24 protein-coding genes are annotated in these 19,927 nt (G+C 37.1%); 18 read left to right on the top strand and 6 right to left on the bottom strand.

The window, feature by feature from the left end; all coding sequences use genetic code 11:
* Positions 1-69: 69 nt before the first annotated feature.
* From BMW36_RS10815 to BMW36_RS10795, 5 genes are all read right to left on the bottom strand, one after another.
* Positions 70-477: a Fur family transcriptional regulator gene (locus BMW36_RS10815; RefSeq protein ID WP_089740965.1), complete on the bottom strand. Its 408-nt coding sequence runs from the start codon at positions 475-477 to the stop codon at positions 70-72.
* Positions 477-1,346 carry a metal ABC transporter permease gene (locus BMW36_RS10810; RefSeq protein ID WP_089740963.1) on the bottom strand — a complete coding sequence of 290 codons (870 nt, stop codon included), beginning with the start codon at positions 1,344-1,346 and terminating at the stop codon, positions 477-479. Before BMW36_RS10810 ends, BMW36_RS10815 begins: the two co-directional genes overlap by 1 nt.
* A gap of 15 nt (positions 1,347-1,361) precedes the next feature.
* Positions 1,362-2,114 carry a metal ABC transporter ATP-binding protein gene (locus tag BMW36_RS10805; protein ID WP_089740962.1) on the bottom strand — a complete coding sequence of 251 codons (753 nt, stop codon included), beginning with the start codon at positions 2,112-2,114 and terminating at the stop codon, positions 1,362-1,364.
* Between the two features lie 118 nt (positions 2,115-2,232).
* On the bottom strand, positions 2,233-2,556 hold the full coding sequence (locus BMW36_RS10800) for a spore coat protein (RefSeq protein ID WP_089740960.1): 324 nt from the start codon (positions 2,554-2,556) through the stop codon (positions 2,233-2,235).
* Positions 2,557-2,568: 12 nt separating this feature from the next.
* Entirely contained in the window at positions 2,569-2,820 is a 252-nt protein-coding gene (locus BMW36_RS10795) for a hypothetical protein (RefSeq protein ID WP_089740958.1), read from the bottom strand.
* 143 nt (positions 2,821-2,963) lie between these two features.
* Here BMW36_RS10795 and BMW36_RS10790 point away from each other — a divergent pair, with 143 nt between their 5' ends.
* The 18 genes from BMW36_RS10790 (at position 2,964) to BMW36_RS10710 (ending at position 18,924) form a co-directional block, all read left to right on the top strand.
* Positions 2,964-3,320 carry an arsenate reductase family protein gene (locus BMW36_RS10790; protein ID WP_089740956.1) on the top strand — a complete coding sequence of 119 codons (357 nt, stop codon included), beginning with the start codon at positions 2,964-2,966 and terminating at the stop codon, positions 3,318-3,320.
* Between the two features lie 42 nt (positions 3,321-3,362).
* Positions 3,363-3,746, top strand: coding sequence for a glycine cleavage system protein GcvH (gene gcvH, locus BMW36_RS10785; protein WP_175480426.1), 384 nt, complete (start codon positions 3,363-3,365; stop codon positions 3,744-3,746).
* Between the two features lie 140 nt (positions 3,747-3,886).
* Positions 3,887-4,237, top strand: coding sequence for a ribonuclease M5 (locus BMW36_RS10780; RefSeq protein WP_089740953.1), 351 nt, complete (start codon positions 3,887-3,889; stop codon positions 4,235-4,237).
* Between the two features lie 11 nt (positions 4,238-4,248).
* Positions 4,249-4,572 (top strand): thioredoxin family protein, encoded by a 324-nt coding sequence (locus tag BMW36_RS10775; RefSeq protein ID WP_089740951.1) that lies wholly within the window; start codon positions 4,249-4,251, stop codon positions 4,570-4,572.
* A gap of 198 nt (positions 4,573-4,770) precedes the next feature.
* Positions 4,771-4,923, top strand: coding sequence for a YuzK family famiily protein (locus BMW36_RS20885; RefSeq protein WP_483866643.1), 153 nt, complete (start codon positions 4,771-4,773; stop codon positions 4,921-4,923).
* Between the two features lie 285 nt (positions 4,924-5,208).
* Positions 5,209-5,994 (top strand): Fe-S cluster assembly ATPase SufC, encoded by a 786-nt coding sequence (gene sufC, locus BMW36_RS10770; protein WP_089740949.1) that lies wholly within the window; start codon positions 5,209-5,211, stop codon positions 5,992-5,994.
* A gap of 17 nt (positions 5,995-6,011) precedes the next feature.
* Positions 6,012-7,319 carry a Fe-S cluster assembly protein SufD gene (gene sufD, locus BMW36_RS10765; RefSeq protein WP_089740947.1) on the top strand — a complete coding sequence of 436 codons (1,308 nt, stop codon included), beginning with the start codon at positions 6,012-6,014 and terminating at the stop codon, positions 7,317-7,319.
* A complete protein-coding gene (locus BMW36_RS10760) occupies positions 7,319-8,539 on the top strand; it encodes a cysteine desulfurase (protein ID WP_089740945.1) in 1,221 nt (406 codons plus the stop codon). Before sufD ends, BMW36_RS10760 begins: the two co-directional genes overlap by 1 nt.
* Positions 8,529-8,972 carry a Fe-S cluster assembly sulfur transfer protein SufU gene (gene sufU, locus BMW36_RS10755; protein WP_089740943.1) on the top strand — a complete coding sequence of 148 codons (444 nt, stop codon included), beginning with the start codon at positions 8,529-8,531 and terminating at the stop codon, positions 8,970-8,972. The genes BMW36_RS10760 and sufU overlap by 11 nt, the downstream gene beginning before the upstream one ends.
* Before the next feature lie 33 nt (positions 8,973-9,005).
* Positions 9,006-10,403 carry a Fe-S cluster assembly protein SufB gene (sufB, locus tag BMW36_RS10750; RefSeq protein WP_089740941.1) on the top strand — a complete coding sequence of 466 codons (1,398 nt, stop codon included), beginning with the start codon at positions 9,006-9,008 and terminating at the stop codon, positions 10,401-10,403.
* Between the two features lie 204 nt (positions 10,404-10,607).
* Complete coding sequence (locus BMW36_RS10745) at positions 10,608-11,996, top strand: VWA domain-containing protein (protein ID WP_089740939.1); 1,389 nt, start codon at positions 10,608-10,610, stop codon at positions 11,994-11,996.
* A 319-nt stretch (positions 11,997-12,315) separates the two neighbouring features.
* Positions 12,316-13,149: a sulfite exporter TauE/SafE family protein gene (locus tag BMW36_RS10740; RefSeq protein ID WP_089740937.1), complete on the top strand. Its 834-nt coding sequence runs from the start codon at positions 12,316-12,318 to the stop codon at positions 13,147-13,149.
* Between the two features lie 54 nt (positions 13,150-13,203).
* The gene (locus tag BMW36_RS10735) at positions 13,204-14,592 is read left to right on the top strand and encodes a bifunctional metallophosphatase/5'-nucleotidase (RefSeq protein ID WP_089740935.1); all 1,389 of its coding nucleotides are present in this window, start codon (positions 13,204-13,206) and stop codon (positions 14,590-14,592) included.
* 62 nt (positions 14,593-14,654) lie between these two features.
* Positions 14,655-14,960, top strand: a complete 306-nt coding sequence (locus BMW36_RS10730) for a YunC family protein (RefSeq protein ID WP_089740933.1) — start codon at positions 14,655-14,657, stop codon at positions 14,958-14,960.
* Between the two features lie 112 nt (positions 14,961-15,072).
* Positions 15,073-16,158, top strand: a complete 1,086-nt coding sequence (locus BMW36_RS10725) for an HD-GYP domain-containing protein (RefSeq protein ID WP_089740931.1) — start codon at positions 15,073-15,075, stop codon at positions 16,156-16,158.
* 103 nt (positions 16,159-16,261) lie between these two features.
* Complete coding sequence (yunB, locus tag BMW36_RS10720) at positions 16,262-17,041, top strand: sporulation protein YunB (protein WP_089740929.1); 780 nt, start codon at positions 16,262-16,264, stop codon at positions 17,039-17,041.
* A 282-nt stretch (positions 17,042-17,323) separates the two neighbouring features.
* Positions 17,324-18,805: a sodium-dependent transporter gene (locus tag BMW36_RS10715; RefSeq protein ID WP_089740927.1), complete on the top strand. Its 1,482-nt coding sequence runs from the start codon at positions 17,324-17,326 to the stop codon at positions 18,803-18,805.
* A 20-nt stretch (positions 18,806-18,825) separates the two neighbouring features.
* Positions 18,826-18,924, top strand: coding sequence for a methionine/alanine import family NSS transporter small subunit (locus BMW36_RS10710; RefSeq protein ID WP_089740925.1), 99 nt, complete (start codon positions 18,826-18,828; stop codon positions 18,922-18,924).
* A 26-nt stretch (positions 18,925-18,950) separates the two neighbouring features.
* On the opposite strand, the gene BMW36_RS10705 is transcribed toward BMW36_RS10710, so the two are convergent.
* Positions 18,951-19,901: a M23 family metallopeptidase gene (locus BMW36_RS10705; RefSeq protein ID WP_089740922.1), complete on the bottom strand. Its 951-nt coding sequence runs from the start codon at positions 19,899-19,901 to the stop codon at positions 18,951-18,953.
* Between the last annotated feature and the right edge of the window lie 26 nt (positions 19,902-19,927).

Genomic DNA, 19,927 nt, shown 5'->3' with positions numbered 1-19,927 from the left:
AATTAACCGGGCTTAAAACAAAATAAATACACTCACTTTGCTGTTTAGTAAAGTAAGTGTATGGATGGGTTATCTGCATGAAGGGCAGAAACCGTAAACTTCAAATTTATGGTCTTCAATCATAAATTGCTTCAGCTCTTCATTAATCTGTTCCATAGGACAATGATGGATTTCTTTGGTTACCCCGCAATTTTTACAAATAAAATGGTGATGATGATGGTGGTCACACTTTAATCGAAAGTGTTTCTCACCGTTTAATTCTGTTGATTCCAGTATCCCTAACTGATCAAATAGGTGAAGGTTACGGTAAATTGTATCAAAACTAATCCCATCATAATCAGCTTCCATATTCTCCAAAAGATCCTTTGCAGTACGGTATCTGTTTTCATGGACAAAGAAATGGATCATATGCTCTCTTTTCTCTGTATATTTATATCCTTTTTGTTTTAATAAATCCAGGGCTTCCTGGGTATTCATTATATCACCTCATCACGAACTCGATGTTTTCTTCCGGTTAAATAACTGATAACCTTTTTACTGAGAATTGTTGCGATTAATAAGATAATTAGTAACATGACAATCGTTCCTCCAGGGGGAATTTCAAGATAGTAACCACTAATTAATCCTAAAATAACAGATGCCTCTCCATATATTATCGCATAAATAACGGTTTGTTTAAATCCTTTTGCAATTCGGATACTTGCGGCAACAGGTAATGTCATTAGTGAAGAAACTAGCAATACACCAACAATACGGATTGATGCTGCAATAACCAGTGCTGTCAGTAAAATAAATATAAAATGAATCATTTTCGCATGAATCCCTGTAACGTTCGCATGTTCTTCATCAAATGAGAGTAAAAACAATTCCTTGTAAAAGAGATAGATTACCGCACATACTATGATGGCAATAATGAAAATGCTGTATAAATCCTGTCTGCTAACAGCAGAAACTGAACCGAATAAATAATTATATAAATCTGTATTAAATCCATTTGCAATAGAGATAAAAATCACACTTAACCCTACCCCTGCAGACATTATAATAGGAATCGCTAATTCCTGGAAAGCAGAATACACACTTCTTAACCGCTCAATAAATATGGAACCAATAACGGAGAACCCCAACCCTGAGTAGAAGGGGGTTATTAACGGTGTACCTGTTTTTTTTTCCAACAGTAATCCGAATGCTATTCCTGCAAGTGTAACATGGGATAGGGCATCGGCAATCAGTGATAAGCGCCTTACTACAACAAATGTTCCGAGCAGCGGCGCGATGATCCCGATGATTATTCCTGTAAAAAAAGTATTTCTTAAAAACTCGTATTCAAAAAAATTAGCTAACATGATGCTTCCTCCGCTTTAATGGTGATGTGTAACAAGGTTTAACGGATGTCCGTAAAAATCCGAAAGTTGTTCTTTCGATAAGGATTCAAATGTACTCGGATTCCCATGAAAGTGCAATGTTTTATTTAAACACACTACTTGTGAGGCATGGTGAGTCATTGTACCAATATCATGTGTCACAAGTAACAGGGTAATATTCTGCTTATTCAGATCATGTAACAAATCAAAAAACTTTTCCACATTTTCTGCGTCGACCCCAACAGTCGGTTCATCTAGTATCAATAATTTCGGTTTACTGACGAGTGCCCGGGCAATAAAAATCCTCTGTTGCTGCCCGCCGGACAGGTTTCCGATGTTTTCATTCTTATATGCAGACATTCCAACTTGTTCAATTGCTTCTTCAACCTTTACTTTAACTTGTTTGGAAACTCGTTTAAAATATCCCAGTTTCGCTGTTAAACCCATTGCTACAACTTCAGTTACTGTTGCTGGAAAACCGCGGTTAAACGTATTTGCTTTTTGAGAAACATATCCAATATTGCTCTTCTGTTTGTATTTTTGAGCTGGAACTCCGAATAATGTTAAATTTCCTGCTGAAGGCTTTTCCAACCCTAATATTAATTTTATTAATGTGGTTTTTCCGCCGCCATTTGGTCCGACTAATCCGATGAAGTCTCCTTCATTTATCTGGAAGTTAATCTTTGAAAGTGCTTGTCGATTTCCGTAGTGAAAACTCACATTTTCCATATTTACAATGGTTTTGACCATAATTTATTCTCCTTTTTTAATTAGGAAGTTTAACCTATTGTATCGTAATGATTACGTTTTGTAAATAAAATGAGTCAGGCTCACCGAAAAAAAGAAAACCTGGCAAATATGCCAAGTTTTAATGGAGGGGAAGTTGCTGTTTATCTTGCTGGAATTGCTGATAACTTTGCTGACATTTTTGCATATCTGCTTGCTCCAAACTGTACCAGCCGTTTTGAAACATAAGGTTATAAAGCTCTCGATGGCAATTTTGTGTTTCTTCAAAAATATTAAGTATATATTGATAAAGATGTTGATTACTTGCTTCATTCAATGCAGTGCTATATGCCTGTGTCAAATATTTCTCTGTTGCTAAAATATCGGTCAGAAAATCTCTGTCATTCATTGCCTGAGTTTTTTGAACAGTTGTTTCTGGATTCTGAATTTTATTATTTGACTCCATTATTCCACCACCTTACATCGTTTGTTTATTCTGACTATTTAATTGTTCCAGAATCAGTTGATAGTGTTTTTCGTGCATTTGACATACTTTTTCAATGGCCTGGTTAACTTCTGGAATTGTGCAAAACTGAGCAAAAAAGTGGGCTTTTTTAGCTGCGTTTAAATTCCATGAAAGCATATCAGTCAAATATAGATGGTCTTTTGTACTTATCATCGCTGGTGGTTGGGGCATTGTTTGTGAACCTGTATGCTGTTCTTGCTGCATATTTATATCCTCCCTTCCTGTAAAGTTCGTCTGTATTTTGTACTATTCCATTAAATCTATACAGGAGCTGATTTCATATCACTTGCTAATTGAAGCTTTGATTCGGTAAAATAATGGCAACAATTATGATGGAGGAAATAGTAATGGCATTACAATTTTACTGGTATCCGAAATGTGGTACGTGCAGAAATGCGAAAAAATGGCTGGATGAAAATGAGATCTCCTATGAAGCTATACATATTGTAGAAAATCCGCCAACAAAAGAGCAGTTGGAAAGAATCGTTCAAAAGAGTGACCTGCCACTTAAGAAGTTTTTTAATACAAGTGGGAAAAAATACCGGGAATTAGGACTCAAAGATAAACTCAGTGACATGCCAAATGACGAAAAACTTGAATATCTGGCTTCTGACGGTATGCTGATAAAACGTCCACTAACTGTTGGTGATAACAAGGTAACGGTGGGATTTAAGGAAGAAATATTTGACCAGACTTGGAAGTAACCTTTATATTAAAATGGAAAGCAAATATTGGAGGTATGAATTGTGAATTTACCAAAAGATCTATTATATTCTGAAGAACATGAATGGGTGAAAAAGGAAGATAATAAGGTACGGATCGGAATTACTGACCATGCCCAATCTGAACTAGGAGATATTGTTTTTATTGAACTGCCAGAAGTGGGGGATACTGTTGAGGCAGACGAACCATTTGGAAGCGCAGAGTCAGTTAAAACTGTTTCAGAACTTTATGCTCCTGTAAGTGGTAAAGTAGTCGAAGTGAATGAAGAGTTAGAAGACAGCCCGGAACTTGTCAATGAATCACCATATGAAAATGCATGGATGATCGTTGTTGAACCTAGTGACGAAGCAGAATTGGAAGATTTAATGTCTGCAGAAGATTATGAAAAAATGATTAACGAAGAATAAGGTATGTAGCATTCGCAATTTATGCGAATGCTAAATTTATATAGTGTTGCTAAACAGTCATAACATCACTAATTTGTTCCATACAATAAAATAAGCAATTCTATGTGTTAGCATGCAGTCTGATGAAGTAGGTGAGCCAAATGCTTAATTTAGAGTCGAAACTGATTATTGTAGAGGGCCGGTCAGATAAAGAAAAGGTAAAAAAGCTTGTGAACGACCAGGTGGAAATTGTTTGTACGAATGGGACATTGGGTGTAGAGCGGCTGGAATATTTGATTGAAACATACCAGATGGATCACCGTGATGTTTATATCTTAGTAGATGAAGATAACGCCGGAAAAAAACTGAGGAAGCAATTGTCCAAAGAACTTCCTCATGCAACTCATATTTATATTGATAAAGCTTTTAGGGAAGTAGCTGCAACACCTGAATCGGAATTGGCTGTTGCTTTAGTCTCTTCTCATATAATGATAAATCCTGACTTTTTATAAAGGTGATGATGATGAAAGAAGTAAGCAAGGAAACATGGGATACAATAAAAAATGACAAAGCCATCATTTTCATCCACACTCCATTTTGTGCAACATGCCAATTAGCGGAGAAAATGCTGCGTGTGATAGAAGAAGCAGACCCATCAAGAGTTATTTACCGTATGAATGCATCATTTTATCCTGACTTTATGATAGAAAACAAAATAGAAAGTGTTCCGGCTGTGGTAATATGGGATGGTGATAATGTACGTGATAAGTTATATGCAATGGAATCTGTAACAAAACTTTATGGTCTGATCGAAGATTGGGAGCAAAAATGGAACATCCTCAAATAAAAAGAAGTATCCTGCCGTAATTTTAACTATAAAACAGTTGAGTTATTTCTTTTCTTTCATATTATTAATAATTTATTTAAACAGTGCCACAGCGGATTTGGGTCTTCTGTGTGATGGTGTTACAATTATTTTGTCAAACAATGAAAGGATTGATTTACTATTAATGACCATAAGCTTGATCTTAATTACACAACGGAGATGGAAAAGGCGATGCACCAGAACCACGGAGTCGGTTATGCAGAATACAGCCGGAACTTGAAGAAAAGATTGAGTGTTGAAAAGGAAAGAGAAGAAAGCTACGTGAAAAGTCAAAGAGTTATTCAGGATGTTGAAAGATTAGTGCATAGATAAGTGATAAAAAGGACAAAAAGCAACAGTTACACGATAAGTGAAGCTGTTGCTTTTTATGTGAATTTCTTTTTATTCTTTAAGAAAGTGTGGAAAATGGATTATTAGCAAGGGGTCTTAATCGATAATATAGCTTGGGTTGTGGTATAATATGTTTCGTGGACATAAGTCGAATAATGGTTGATTATAGATTCGAAATAGTATAAGATTATAATGAGAATAAAGTGAGAATGAATTTAATTCCGCTTGATATCAAGATAAATTAAAATGTTTTGGAGGTATGTATTTATGGCAAGTTCAACTCTAGAAATTAAAGATCTTCATGTTGAAATTGAAGGTCAGGAAATATTAAAAGGTGTTAATTTAACGATTAAAGGTGGAGAATTCCACGCAGTGATGGGGCCGAACGGTACAGGTAAATCAACTTTAGCATCAGCAATCATGGGCCACCCTAAATATGAAGTAACAAAAGGACAGATTCTGCTGGATGGGGAAGATGTACTTGAAATGGAAGTTGATGAACGTGCACAGGCAGGTTTATTTCTGGCAATGCAATATCCAAGTGAGATCAGTGGTGTAACAACTTCAGATTTCTTGCGCTCATCTATTAATGCACACCGTGAGGAAGGTGACGAAATTCCTCTAATGAAATTCATTAAAGAAATGGACGCGGCGATGGATTATCTGGAAATGGATAAAAACATGGCACAGCGGTACTTAAATGAAGGTTTCTCAGGCGGTGAGAAAAAGCGTAACGAAATTTTACAATTAATGATGATTCAGCCGGCTATCGCAATTCTTGATGAAATTGATTCAGGGCTTGATATTGATGCATTAAAAGTCGTTTCTAAAGGGATTAATAAAATGCGCAGTGAAGAATTTGGCTGTCTGATCATTACCCACTATCAACGTTTATTAGACTATATTACACCAGATCATGTTCACATTATGATGCAAGGACGTGTAGTGAAATCAGGCGGTCCGGAATTAGCAGAACGTCTGGAAGCAGAAGGTTATGAATGGATTAAACAGGAATTAGGAATTGAAGACGAAACTGTAGGACAAAATGCGTAAAGGTTAGGAGGTATCGTATGACTGTGGAAACTAAATTACCGTATGATCAGGATTATATCCGGTCATTTTCTTCAAACAGAAATGAACCAGAATGGATGCAGGAATTGCGTATTCAGGCATTGGAACTGGCAGAAGGGCTGGAAATGCCAAAACCGGATAAAACAAGTATTAAACGATGGAACTTTAATGATTTTAAACATGATGTTAGTGCAGAAACTCTTGGATCCTTAAAAGACTTGCCAAGTGATATACAAGTATTTCTTGATATGGAAAACTTAAATGAAAATCTTATCATTCAGCGTAATCAAAGTGTTGCATACAGATCGCTTTCATCTAACCTGGAAGATCAGGGGGTTATTCTAAGCGATATTGAAACAGCCCTTAAAGAGCATAGTGAATTAGTGCAGCGCTACTTTATGAAAGATGCAGTACAAATTGACGAACACAAATTAACTGCATTACACACTGCATTAATGAATGGCGGATTATTTGTTTATGTACCGAAAAATGTACAAGTAGAAGAGCCGCTTCAGGCAATTTTCTGGCAGGAAGACCCAGAAGCAGCAACATTCAACCATGTCATTGTTGTTGCGGAAGCAAACAGTTCTTTAACATATGTTGAAAACTATATCTCAAATAATCAGGAACAAAATGCTGTTGCAAATATCGTAACAGAGGTTATTGCACATGATAATGCGAATATCAATTTCGGTTCAGTAGACAATTTTTCTAAAGGAACAACTGTTTATGTGAACCGCCGTGGTGTAGCTTACCGTGATGCGAAAATTGAGTGGAATTTAGGACAAATGAATGATGGTAACACTGTATCAGAAAATGTTACTCATTTAATTGGTGACAATTCCTATTCTTATGCAAAGACGGTTTCTGTTGGCCGTGGTAATCAAACGCAAAACTTCACAGCAAAGATTGTGAATTATGGAAAACAATCAGAAGGATTAATTTTACAGCATGGTGTAATGAAAGAGGCTGCTTCAGCGATCTTTAACGGGATTGGGAAAATCGAACATGGTGCCTCTAAGTCAAATGCTGAACAGGAATCCCGTGTTCTTATGTTAAGTAAGGATGCACGTGGTGATGCCAATCCAATTTTATTAATTGATGAAGATGATGTGACAGCAGGGCACGCAGCATCTGTTGGACGTGTGGATCCGATTCAATTGTATTACTTAATGAGCAGAGGTATTTCCAGACAGGAAGCTGAAAGATTAATCATCCATGGTTTCCTTGCACCAGTTGTTAGAGAGATTCCGATTAAGGCTGTACGTGACCAGTTGACTGAGGTTATTGAAAGGAAAGTTTACTAATGGATATTCGTGCTATTCGTGAACAATTTCCAATATTGGACCAAGAAGTTAATGGCTTCCCGTTAGTTTATTTGGACTCTGCGGCAACTTCACAGAAGCCGCTCCCTGTGATCGAAGCACTTAGTAACTATTACCGGGAAAACAATTCGAATGTACACAGAGGTGTTCATACTTTAGGTACTCGTGCAACGGATCAGTATGAAGGGGCAAGAGATAAAGTGAAACATTTTATCAACGCCTCTTCCACTGAGGAAGTAATTTTCACAAGAGGTACTACGACTGCTATTAATACGGTCGCGTATGGGTATGCCCGTCATTTTCTTAAAGAAGGTGACGAAATTGTTCTTACAGAAATGGAACACCATAGTAATATTATTCCATGGCAGCAAGCGGCAAAACATACCGGGGCCACTTTGAAATATATTCCAATGGAGGAAGACGGAACATTTTCTCTTGATTCTGTACGGTCTGCGATTACTAATAAAACGAAAATTGTCGCAATGACTCATGTTTCCAACGTACTCGGAACAATCAATCCAATTAAGGAAGTTGCCAGTATCGTTCATGAAAATGGTGCAATACTCGTTGTTGATGGAGCGCAGGCTATTCCGCACATGAAGGTGGATGTTCAGGAACTGGATTGTGACTTTTACGCTTTTTCCGGACACAAAATGTGTGGTCCTACAGGTATTGGAGTGTTGTATGGAAAGAAACACTTGCTGGAAAAAACGGAACCTGTTGAATTTGGCGGGGAAATGATTGACTTTGTTGGTTTGTATGAATCAACATGGAAAGAGCTTCCTTGGAAATTTGAAGGTGGAACTCCTATTATTGCTGGTGCTATTGGTTTAGGTGCTGCAATTGACTTTCTTGAGGAAGTCGGCATGGATCAAATTGAAGCACATGAAAAGGAAGTTGTACAATATGCACAAAGCAAACTTCAAGAGCTGGAAGGTCTTACTATTTACGGGCCTGAACAGCGCAGTGGATTAGTTACATTTAATATAGAAGGTGTACATCCGCATGACACAGCGACAGTACTTGATGCAGAAGGAATTGCAGTGAGGGCAGGACATCACTGTGCGCAACCCTTAATGAAATGGTTGAATGTCACTGCAACCGCCCGTGCTAGTTTCTATTTATACAATTCAAAAAGTGATGTTGACCGGTTGGTTGAGGGAATAGAACGAGCGAAGGGGTATTTCGGCGATGTCTTTTAATAATCTGGATACATTGTACAGACAAGTAATAATGGATCATTATAAAAACCCAAGAAACCGTGGAACTTTAGACAACGATTCTGTTACAATAGATATGAACAACCCTACTTGTGGTGACCGGATAGAGTTACATCTGCAAATTGAAGATGGTATTGTAAATGATGCTAAGTTTGAAGGAGAAGGTTGTTCAATCAGTATGTCATCTGCATCTATGATGACGCAAGCGATTAAAGGGAAGAAGCTTGAGGATGCACTAAAAATGTCTGCTATCTTTTCTAACATGATGTTAGGTGAAGATGTAGAAGAAGTGGATTTCGACCTTGGTGACATTGAAGCACTGCAAGGTGTCTCCAAATTTCCAGCACGGATTAAATGTGCGACGTTAGCTTGGAAGGCGATGGAAAAAGCAGTTGCGGCAGATGAGAAAGAGTAGCAGAGAAGAAATCCAAAACAGGAGGTAAATATTATGGCTAAAAAAGCACCTGAAATAGGCGAATATAAATATGGTTTCCATGATAGAGACATTTCCATTTTCCGTACTGAAAAGGGATTGACTCGTAATATAGTGGAAGAAATTTCACGCATGAAAGAAGAACCAGAATGGATGTTAGAGTACCGCTTAAAAGCACTCGAACAGTTTTACAAAAAACCAATGCCACAGTGGGGCGGCGACCTGGCGGAACTTGATTTTGATGAAATTACGTATTACGTAAAACCATCTGAGCGTTCGGAACGTTCCTGGGATGAAGTACCAGATGAAATCAAACAAACATTTGATAAATTAGGTATACCGGAAGCAGAACAGAAATATCTTGCAGGTGTATCAGCACAGTATGAGTCAGAGGTTGTTTATCACAACTTAAAAGAGGACCTGGAAAAACTGGGCATTGTTTTCAAAGATACGGATACTGCTCTAAAAGAGAATGAAGATTTATTTAAAGAGTATTTCGGTAAAGTTATTCCATCTTCAGATAACAAGTTTGCTGCACTTAATTCTGCAGTATGGTCAGGTGGATCATTCATTTATGTGCCAAAAGGCGTGAAAACAGATACACCGTTACAAGCATACTTCCGAATTAACTCAGAGAATATGGGGCAATTCGAACGTACATTGATTATTGTAGATGAAGGAGCATCTGTACACTATGTAGAAGGTTGTACAGCGCCGACTTATACAACAAATTCATTGCACAGTGCGGTTGTTGAAATCTTTGTTAAAAAGGATGCATATTGCCGTTATACAACGATTCAAAACTGGGCAAACAATGTATACAACCTTGTTACAAAACGTGCGACATGTGATGCGAATGCTACTATGGAATGGATCGATGGTAATATTGGTTCTAAATTAACAATGAAATATCCGGCAATTATTCTAAAAGGAGAAGGTGCTCGTGGTAATACCCTTTCTATCGCATTAGCGGGTAAAGGACAACACCAGCATGCAGGTGCCAAAATGCACCATTTAGCACCAAATACTTCTTCAACGATTGTATCAAAATCTATCTCAAAACAAGGCGGGAAAGTTTCTTATCTAGGTATGGTACATTTTGGCCGAAAAGCAGATGGTGCTCGTTCTAATATCGAGTGTGATACATTAATTATGGATAATAAGTCAACATCTGATACAATTCCGTACAATGAAATTCTTAATGAGAACATTTCATTGGAACACGAAGCGAAAGTTTCCAAAGTATCAGAAGAACAATTATTCTATTTAATGAGCCGCGGTCTTTCAGAAGAGGAAGCAACAGAAATGATCGTAATGGGCTTTATCGAACCATTCACAAAAGAACTTCCAATGGAATACGCGGTTGAAATGAACCGTTTAATCAAATTCGAAATGGAAGGATCTATAGGTTAACAGGAAAAACCTGCTATCATATTATTATGGTGGCGGGTTTTTTTATTTGTTTGAAAAAGGTGCATAGATGATAGGTAATGTTGACTGAAGGATGCGAAGTCCTTAAAAAATAGGACCTATTAATTATTGTGTTAGACTGGTATATTTTAGTAGAGTTTATATGTATCTAAAAAATTATTTAACGAAGATAAAGGATGATTACATATGTTTAAAAAGCATGCTTATATTTTTAGTGTGTTGGCAATTATTTTCTTAATCGTTGGCTGTTCTGATAAAAATGATGAAGAAGCCCTGGAAATAGACCAAGAGGTGACGAATAATCAGACTGAAATATCTGGTGCTGGTGAGGAAGAGGAAGAACTTTCTTCAGAAATAGCAAGTACCGACCATTTGCAGTATTCCAATTTGGAGGAGCGAATGCAATTAAACCTGGAGGATGCGGAATTTAGTGGGGATAAATTTAATGAGGATGAAGTACAGTCAATAATTGAGCAGCTTCCAGATGATCTTATGGCTGAGGATTACTATTACCAGATTCTTTCATTAATTGGAGAAGATTACAGGAAATATGATGAGTTTTTTAAAAATGTTGATACATCTTTTGAAACTGCCAGTGTCCAACCTGGTAATTTATCTGGTGACAGTGAAAGTGGAAAAAGTAACTCTAAAGTTAATGTATTGATTCTCTTTGATGCAAGTGGAAGTATGAGTGAGATGATAGATGGGAAAACAAAAATGGATTTAGCAAAAGAAGCAGTAGATTCTTTTGTAGGTAGTTTACCTGAAGTTGTAAACATTTCACTAACTGTATATGGCCATAAGGGAACCGGGTCAGATAGCAATAAAGAACTTTCTTGCAAAAGTATTGAAGAAGTATACCCGCTTAGTACATATAAGGAAAACGAATTTCAGTCAGTGTTAGACTCCTTTTCGTCTGCAGGCTGGACACCACTTGCGGGTGGAATGGAATCTATATACCAAAAATTAATAAAGGATCCGGAAGATACAGAAAATATTGTGTATATCGTTAGTGACGGTGTTGAAACATGTAATGGTGATCCAGTTAATGCAGCGAAAGAACTAAATCAATCTAATACAAAAGCAATCGTAAATATTATAGGGTTTGATGTAGACGATGAAGGTCAGCAGCAATTAAAAGAAGTTGCAAAAGCCGGGGAAGGAGAGTATTCAACTGTTAGAACTGAACAGGAATTAACCAAATACTTTAATAGTGAAAAAACTAAATTAATCAATCAATGGTATGGCTGGGAAGCTGAAAATGTAAACAAATATTACGCATCAGAAGCAGATCGTATAAACGAACTATATGATATGGAAACAGAAATGATTAACTTAACATACGATGAGGAAGCGAGAATCAAAAATTTAACTTATAATCTTGATCAGTCAATTGATACGGATTGGGCAAAAGTCAGGGAAATGGCCGAGGATACTGCTGATGAATTGAGAGGATATGTTAGGTCTACTGCCGATACATTTAGAGAAGAGATCAGGAGTAAAGCTGATCAAAATAGAGACAATGTCAGAGATAAAGCAGATAAGGAACGTGAGGAATTGCGGGATAATGAATAACTGATGTGGTTTAAAGCTATTGCCCGCAAGATCAACAGGTTTTATACTTACATAAAGAACCTAACAAATTAGAAAAATTACGAGTATAACGACTATTTAAAGCAAAAAAATAGCGAAGGATAATGTGGAATAAGAAAAATAAGATGTTACATTCGATCAGGAAAGACAAAAAGTCAAATAAAAAATTAAAACTTATATTTATCCATAATAATTAACGTTATTGGATAAATAAACTAATAAGCTATATAATAAAGGGAGAGTTTTTCGAAGGAACTCTTCTTTTCTTTTTATCTTATTACATAAAAATGGAAGTGATATTTTGGTTTTTATTATTTGTCTGCTGATTGGATTATTTTCAGCAATGCTTGGCAGTATAGTCGGTCTTGGAGGTGGAGTAATACTGGTCCCATCGCTGCTGATACTGCATGCTGCAACTGATTTATTTAATTGGGCGACTGCCAGTACAATTGTCGGTATTTCTTTAGTTATCATGGTCTTTACGGCAATGTCGTCGACAATATCCTATGCCAAGTTAAAAAGAATTGATTATAAAAGCGGGATGTTCTTTATTGCCGGGAGCCTGCCTGGCGGAATACTTGGTGCATGGCTGAATCAATTCGTCGAAACAGACACTTTTTCGATATTCTTAGGAATATTTATGTTACTTATCTTTACAACGTTCCTTTTTCAAAAAGAGAAACTTAATAAAAATTCTCAGCCCATAAAGAAAAGTAAATACAAAATTTACCGGGAAACCACGCTTAATAATGAGAAGTACTTTTATGCTTTTAGCCCGTTAACAGCCATTGGAATTGCATTTGTTGTAGGGATGCTTTCAGGATTTTTTGGTATTGGCGGTGGTTCTTTAATGGTGCCTGCCATGATTTTGTTATTTCACTTTCCCCCGCATATTGCGACAGCAACATCCATGTTTATGATTTTATCATTAAGCACTGTCAGTTCTATTACTCATATAGCTTTAGGTCATATTGAATGGGCCTACGTATGGGCATTCATTCCTGGAGCATGGTTTGGTGGGGTGCTTGGAGCGAAAATTAGCCAGCGTATGTCAAGTAAGGCTGTTGAATATTTATTAAGAATTGTCCTGTTATTAATAGGTTTACGATTGATTTGGCAGGGTATATTCACGTAATACTCGAGTGATTATACAACTTGTTATTGGAAGTGTTATTTAGGGGGCTTTATCATGATTGAACATTTGCATTTTTATTATTCAAATGATTTACATAGCCATTTTGAAAATTGGGGTAATATTGTCCAATACTTAAATGAAAAAAAAGCGGAACATCATTTGGATAAAAACCCCTATTGGATAGTGGATATAGGTGATCATGTGGATCGATTCCACCCAATTTCAGAAGCATACCGAGGAATAGCAAATGTGGAATTATTAAATCAGGCCGGATATGACTTTGCCACGATAGGGAATAACGAAGGAATTACATTGGAATATAATGATCTTTACCATTTATATGATAAGGCAAAATTTCAAGTAACTTGTGCTAATTTGTCTTCTGTAAATGATAAAGATCCATTATGGCTGCAAGAGTTCATAACAACAGAGACAGAGTCTGGTATAAGAATCGGCCTTGTTGGTTTAACGGCACCATTTCAGCCATTCTATGAACCTTTAGGATGGAATGTAGATTCGCCATATAATTTCCTTGAAAACAGACTATCTGAGATAAAAGATGGGGTAGATATTCTCATCTTATTATCCCATCTTGGATTGTCGGAGGATCAGTATATTGCCAGGCAATTTCCACAAATTGATGTAATTATAGGGGGTCATACCCATCATCTGTTAGAAAAAGGTGAATATATCAATAATACATTAATTACTGCAGCAGGAAAGTATGGTAACTATGTTGGGGAAGTCCACTTAGACTGGGACCACGATCAGAAAAAAATCCAAAGAAAACAAGCCATTGCTGTAAATATGAAATCATACCAAGCTGACAAGCTGACAGAAGAAACATTACGTCTGATCTCAATAAATGCGCAAAAGCTGCTTGAAAAACCAGTTATAAACTTGGAAAGTGTTCTTGATGTAGACTGGTATAAATCCACACCACTAATAGAAGAGCTTACGGACCATCTGCTGAAATGGACGAAAGCAGATGCTGCAATGTTAAACGCAGGAATATTGCTGGATGGTTTACATGCTGGAACTGTCACATATGGGGATATTCACAGGATTTGTCCGCATCCAATTAATCCTTGTGTAGTTGAACTTAGAGGCATTGAACTTGTAGAGGTGGTAAGAGGAGCTTTTAAAGATGAACTTATACATTTGGCGTTAAAGGGATTCGGCTTTCGCGGAAAAATTATTGGTAAAATTATATTTAGTGGTATAGACTATGATGTTCATGTTGATAACCAGGGTGCTGAACATGTAAGAACCGTTTACTGCAATGGGAAAGAGATAGACTATGAAAAGACATATTATTTAGCAACAGCAGACATGTTTACTTTCGGAAAAATGTTTCCGGAAATAGCCCGATCAGAAATGAAAAAATTTTTCCTGCCTGAGTTTATGCGCGATTTACTTGTAGACTTATTAATAAAAAAATAAAGGGCATTTAGCACATCTTTTTAGGCTGAACATACACTTTAGTGAAAGGGGTGTGTGTTCAGATGATGGACGTAAAACCATTAACAATAGATGGCCATACATTTGTGGCAATAACGGTTGAATTGCCTTATACGACACTGCTCGTCATAACAAATGATGTCGGTTATGTAATGTGCGGTGCATTAGATGTAGATTTACTGAATGAGAAACTAAGCAATCGACCTGTTGTTGCTGGACGTGCAATCGGTGTGAGAACAATTGATGATTTACTTCATGCTAAGCTGGAAAAAATAACAAATACAGCTCAGAAACATGGTTGGGAAAAGGGTATGGATGTTAAAAAAGCACTACTACTAATAGCAGATTAGTATAATTAGCATATGTTTTCTTCAAAATTTGTCTAAAACACTAGAATATTGTTGAATAATCTGCTAATCTTTAAATAAGAAAATAAGTAAATAGTTATATATAGGAGTGCTTATGAGGCTAGTATCCACGATGTTACTGCAAGATGGGGTCGAACTGGCAAAACCGATTTATGATAACAGCGGCCGCATTCTTGTACAAAGAAATGTTAAATTAACCAGCACTATGGTAAGAAGATTGAAAACAAGCGGAATTACCTATGTATATATTAGGGATAAATACACGGAGGATATTCTGGTTACACCTGCAATTCCTGATGAAGAAAGAATGGAAGCTGTAAATAAAATCAAAAAATCTTTTCAGTCAATTAAGAAAGAGGATATAAAGAAAGGCAGCCACTTACTTGACAAATCTTCCGAGCAGTTAAACGATGTAGTAAAAGGGCTTGTAGAGAATTTACTGGATCAGGACGAAGTAATGCATTATTTATCTGATTTGCTAATCGTGGATAATTATGTGTTTCATCATTCTGTCAATGTGACTATCTATACATTAGCACTTGCGCGCCAGCTGAAGTTTAATCGAAAAGAGATGCAAGTGATTGGATTAGGTGCCTTATTACATGACATTGGCAAGATTTATATTCCACCTGAAATACTGAATAAAGATTCAAAACTTAACGATACTGAATTCAAAATAATTAAGGCACATACAGAGTATGGATTTGAGTTATTAAGAAAGAGTCTTACCCTGCCATTATTAGCGGCTCATTGTGCCTTTCAGCACCATGAGAGGCTGGATGGATCAGGTTATCCTCGCGGGCTTGTTTCAGATAATATTCATCCGTATGCTAAAATCCTCGGTATTGCTGATGTGTTTGATGCTGTCACCAGTAATCGTGTTTACCGTGCAGCAATGTTGCCACATAAAGGGCTTGAAATACTATCAAGCGGTGCAGGCCGTCAATTTGACGCCAATTTAGTTAATCTATTTAAGAAGACGGTTTCGATTTATCCTAATGGGATAACTGTACACTTAAATGATGGGCGAACAGGAGTTGTTACAAAGCAAAACGTACATTCCCATGACCGTCCAATAGTTCGCGTGTTACAGGAAGATAATCACCCTGTTCAGCCGTATGATCTGGATTTATCGATTGATCCTGATGCACTGATCATTGGGGCTGATAATGCCCAGTAAAGTGTGAGTTATTCGCTCTGATAAATTTATTTTTTCAAGTCTTAAATATCTAATTATTATTCCCCCCTTTTCATATAGATAGAGAGAAGGGGGGTTTTTAACAATGAGAAAAAGGACAAGAAGGGCAGGAGTTCCTCCGGCTAGGCAAGTTATCTATATATCATTACTGTTATTTATTATTTGTATGATTAGCAGTCTACTAATTGTAAATGAAGGAATCAAACCAGTGTTACTGGATTATGCAAAAGTACGTGTAAGTCAAATTGCCAACCAGGCTTTGGGAATAGCTGTGAATAAAAAAATATCAGAAGATTTGGAAACAGAGCAATTAGTAAAGTTTGAAGTCGATGAACAAGGAAGAGTAGTCAATTATATATTTAATGCAATTGTAGAAAATCGGGTACAGCGTAATGTTCAATACCGTGTAGAGAATTTCCTGAAATTATTGGAAGAGGGAGAAAGACCGGAAATTGGCGTGCCTCTGGAAGTGGAGATGGAGTTGGAGCCCTCTGAACAGGAACTGCTAAATGATATACGGGAACGGGGATTGCTGGTGGAGGTGCCATTGGGCCAGACGCTGGGAATACCTTTATTAGCAAACTTGGGGCCGAAAATCCCTGTGAATATGGAGGTAATCGGTCATGTGGAAACGGAAATCAGCAGCAACTTAGTGGAAACTGGCGTGAACGGTGCTTATATACATGTGAACGTTCATATAGAAGTTGAAATGAGGGTTGTTATCCCTTTTGCATCAGAACCTGTGCGGGTAGTACAGGATATTCCTGTAACAAAAGTGTTTCATCCAGGTGATGTACCCGACTATTATCAAAATGGAGATGGCGGTTCCAACCTTTCTGTACCGATCGAACAACCATTTGAATAATGGGGAAAGGCTTAAGAGATTATCTTTATTTATAAAGAGGCACTTTCTTACAGTTCGTTTTAAGACAGCTGTTTAGTGTTGTTACAATCTTTAAAGGAGAAATTCACAGTAAAAGACTTTGCACAATTTAGCGAATTGTCTGATAAGAGTGAATTATACTAATATTACCTTTGACAAATTGTTTGAAAATTCGTTATAATTTGAAAGGTTATCAGGGAAACAAATGATATTAATTTTCACTTTATAGTAGTTATTATAAAAAAAGAAAGGGGAAGAGTGAAGATGGAACAGCGTTCACAGTGGGGATCACGAATAGGCTTTTTGCTTGCAGCCATCGGTTCAGCAGTTGGTCTTGGAAATATATGGCGTTTTCCGGCGACAGCATTTGACAATGGGGGAGGTGCGTTTTTTGTCCCGTATTTATTTGCACTACTGACTGCAGGGATTCCGCTGTTAATTATGGAATATACAATTGGACATAAATATCGCAGTTCGTCACCAAGAAGCTTTTCAAAAATTAATAAAAAAATGGAATGGGTTGGCTGGTGGCAAGTATTAATTTCTTTTGTTATTTCCACCTATTATCCAATTATTATCGCATGGTCTATTATGTACGCATACTTTTCTATAGGTACAAAGTGGGGGGATGACCCAACAAATTTCTTTGTTGCAGATTTCCTTGAAGTAGCCGATGCAGGTGTTTTTGGATCTATTGTACCATCCGTATTGTTTCCTGTAATTCTTGTCTGGATTTTTGTATTTTTCTTTCTCGGCCGTGGGGTGAAGAAAGGAATTGAGTTTGCAAATCGAATATTTATACCGGCATTATTAGTAGTTTTTATTATTATTGTAGTCAGAGCATTAACACTGCCAGGAGCAATAGATGGTTTAGATGCATTCTTTAAACCGGATTGGAGCAGAATTGCAGATGGATCTGTCTGGATCGCTGCATATGGACAAATCTTCTTTAGTTTATCCATTGCTTTTGCTATTATGATTACTTATTCATCTTACTTACCGAAAAAGTCGGATATAACAAATAATGCATTTATTACAGGGTTTGCCAATTCATCATTTGAATTGTTAGCAGGGATTGGAGTTTTTGCTGTATTAGGGTTTATGGCATATCAAACTTCACAGCCAGTCTCTGAGGTAGTTGCAGATGGAGTAGGATTGGCATTTATGGTATTCCCGGAAATTATTAGTCAAATGCCGGCATCGAGTTTCTTTGGCTTCTTATTTTTTGGGTCATTGGTTCTAGCTGGATTATCATCAATGATATCTATTTCAGAAACCTATATTGCCGCAGTCCAGGAGAAATTCTCGGTTTCCCGTGGAAAGGCATTAATGTTAGGTGGAGGATTAGCTGCTTTAGTTTCATTATTATATGCCACACAGGGTGGATTAAATTTACTGGATACTGTAGATTATTTCATTAATAACTACGGTGTTGCGCTGGCAGGCTTAGTAGAAGTAGTAGCAATTGCCTGGTTTGCAAGAGCGCTGAAAGATCTGCAACATCATGCGGATTCTATATCAGATATAAAATTGGGTGTATGGTGGAGATTTTGTCTCGGTTTCCTTACCCCAATAGTTTTAGGGTATATGATGGTCAAAAATTTCTTAAATGATATCAACAATCCGTATGAAGATTATCCGATTAATTTCCTAATCAGTTATGGCTGGGTAGTTGCAGCATGTGCCATCTTATTTGGTATAATTATTTCATTTAAAAAATGGCCAACGACAGATAAGGAAGCTTAATTGCAAAAGGAGGTTATACGATGTCTACAAGTGCAATTGTTATGGCAGTGATAGGTGTAGTTATAATCTGGGGCGGACTTTTGGTTAGTATACTAAAAGCAAAAAATGCATCAAAATAATGGATACTCCGTAGTGCCAACAGGCTTTACGGAGTATTTCTTTCCCATTTCTTTAAGTATGGATAAGGATCGAATGACCACTCATTCTTGCCGTCATCTTTATACATCCCATAATGAAGGTGTGGCGGGAACTTTCCGGAAGTTCCAGGCGGTCCATAACCACTTGAACCCACGGATCCAATTGTCTGGCCAGCTTCCACTATATCACCGACTTCAATACCATCTGCAAATCCATTTAAATGTGCATAATAATGATACCTGTTATAAATATCACGTATGCCTATCCGCCATCCACCGAATTTATTCCAGCCTTTTAACTCAACAGTCCCATATGTTGTTGCTCTTACCGGTGTTCCGTAATTGGCGAATATGTCAGTACCTTCATGTATTCTCCGGCCGCCGAATCCACGGGCATCTCCCCAAGTATTCCGATAACTGTAATTGTAACCTTTTGGTATGGGGAAGGATGTTTTATCAAACGTTATCTGGTCATACTTCTGTATAAGTCGGGCGAAGTTCATAATGGATAATACGGTTAAATCTCTTCGGTAATAATTCCATAAAGCTGCCTTAATATCCTGCTCCGAGTGACCATACCTTTGTAAATACCTGCCGAAAGTATAGAGAATATCCAGATCATTCTTGTTATCAGCTAGACCGTCACCATCCCCATCATTACCCATTCCCTGAAAAAGTATCATCATGTTCGGATTATTCGAGGAATGAGGAGCAAGTCCATACCATTTCTCGTCAGGTATCATTATTTTGATTAGTTTGTCTTCTTCAGAAGATTCCCGAATATTTGCTTCATATTGATTAATTGCTGCATAATAGTACCACGGAATTTGTGTGATTGCTTCCATTTGCTTAAACAGGTTAACTTTTTGTTCTTCCTCGTCCACATTTTCTTCAGCATATGCTATAGTAGTAAGAAGAAAAAAACTAAAGAAAACGGTCAACAGACTACGTATTATCAAAAAGAGTTCCTCCTTATGGAATTGAT

Origin of the sequence: Gracilibacillus ureilyticus, from assembly GCF_900111195.1 — a bacterium.
Lineage (GTDB): Bacteria > Bacillota > Bacilli > Bacillales > Amphibacillaceae > Gracilibacillus > Gracilibacillus ureilyticus.
This window is presented reverse-complemented; position numbering and strand designations above follow the sequence as displayed.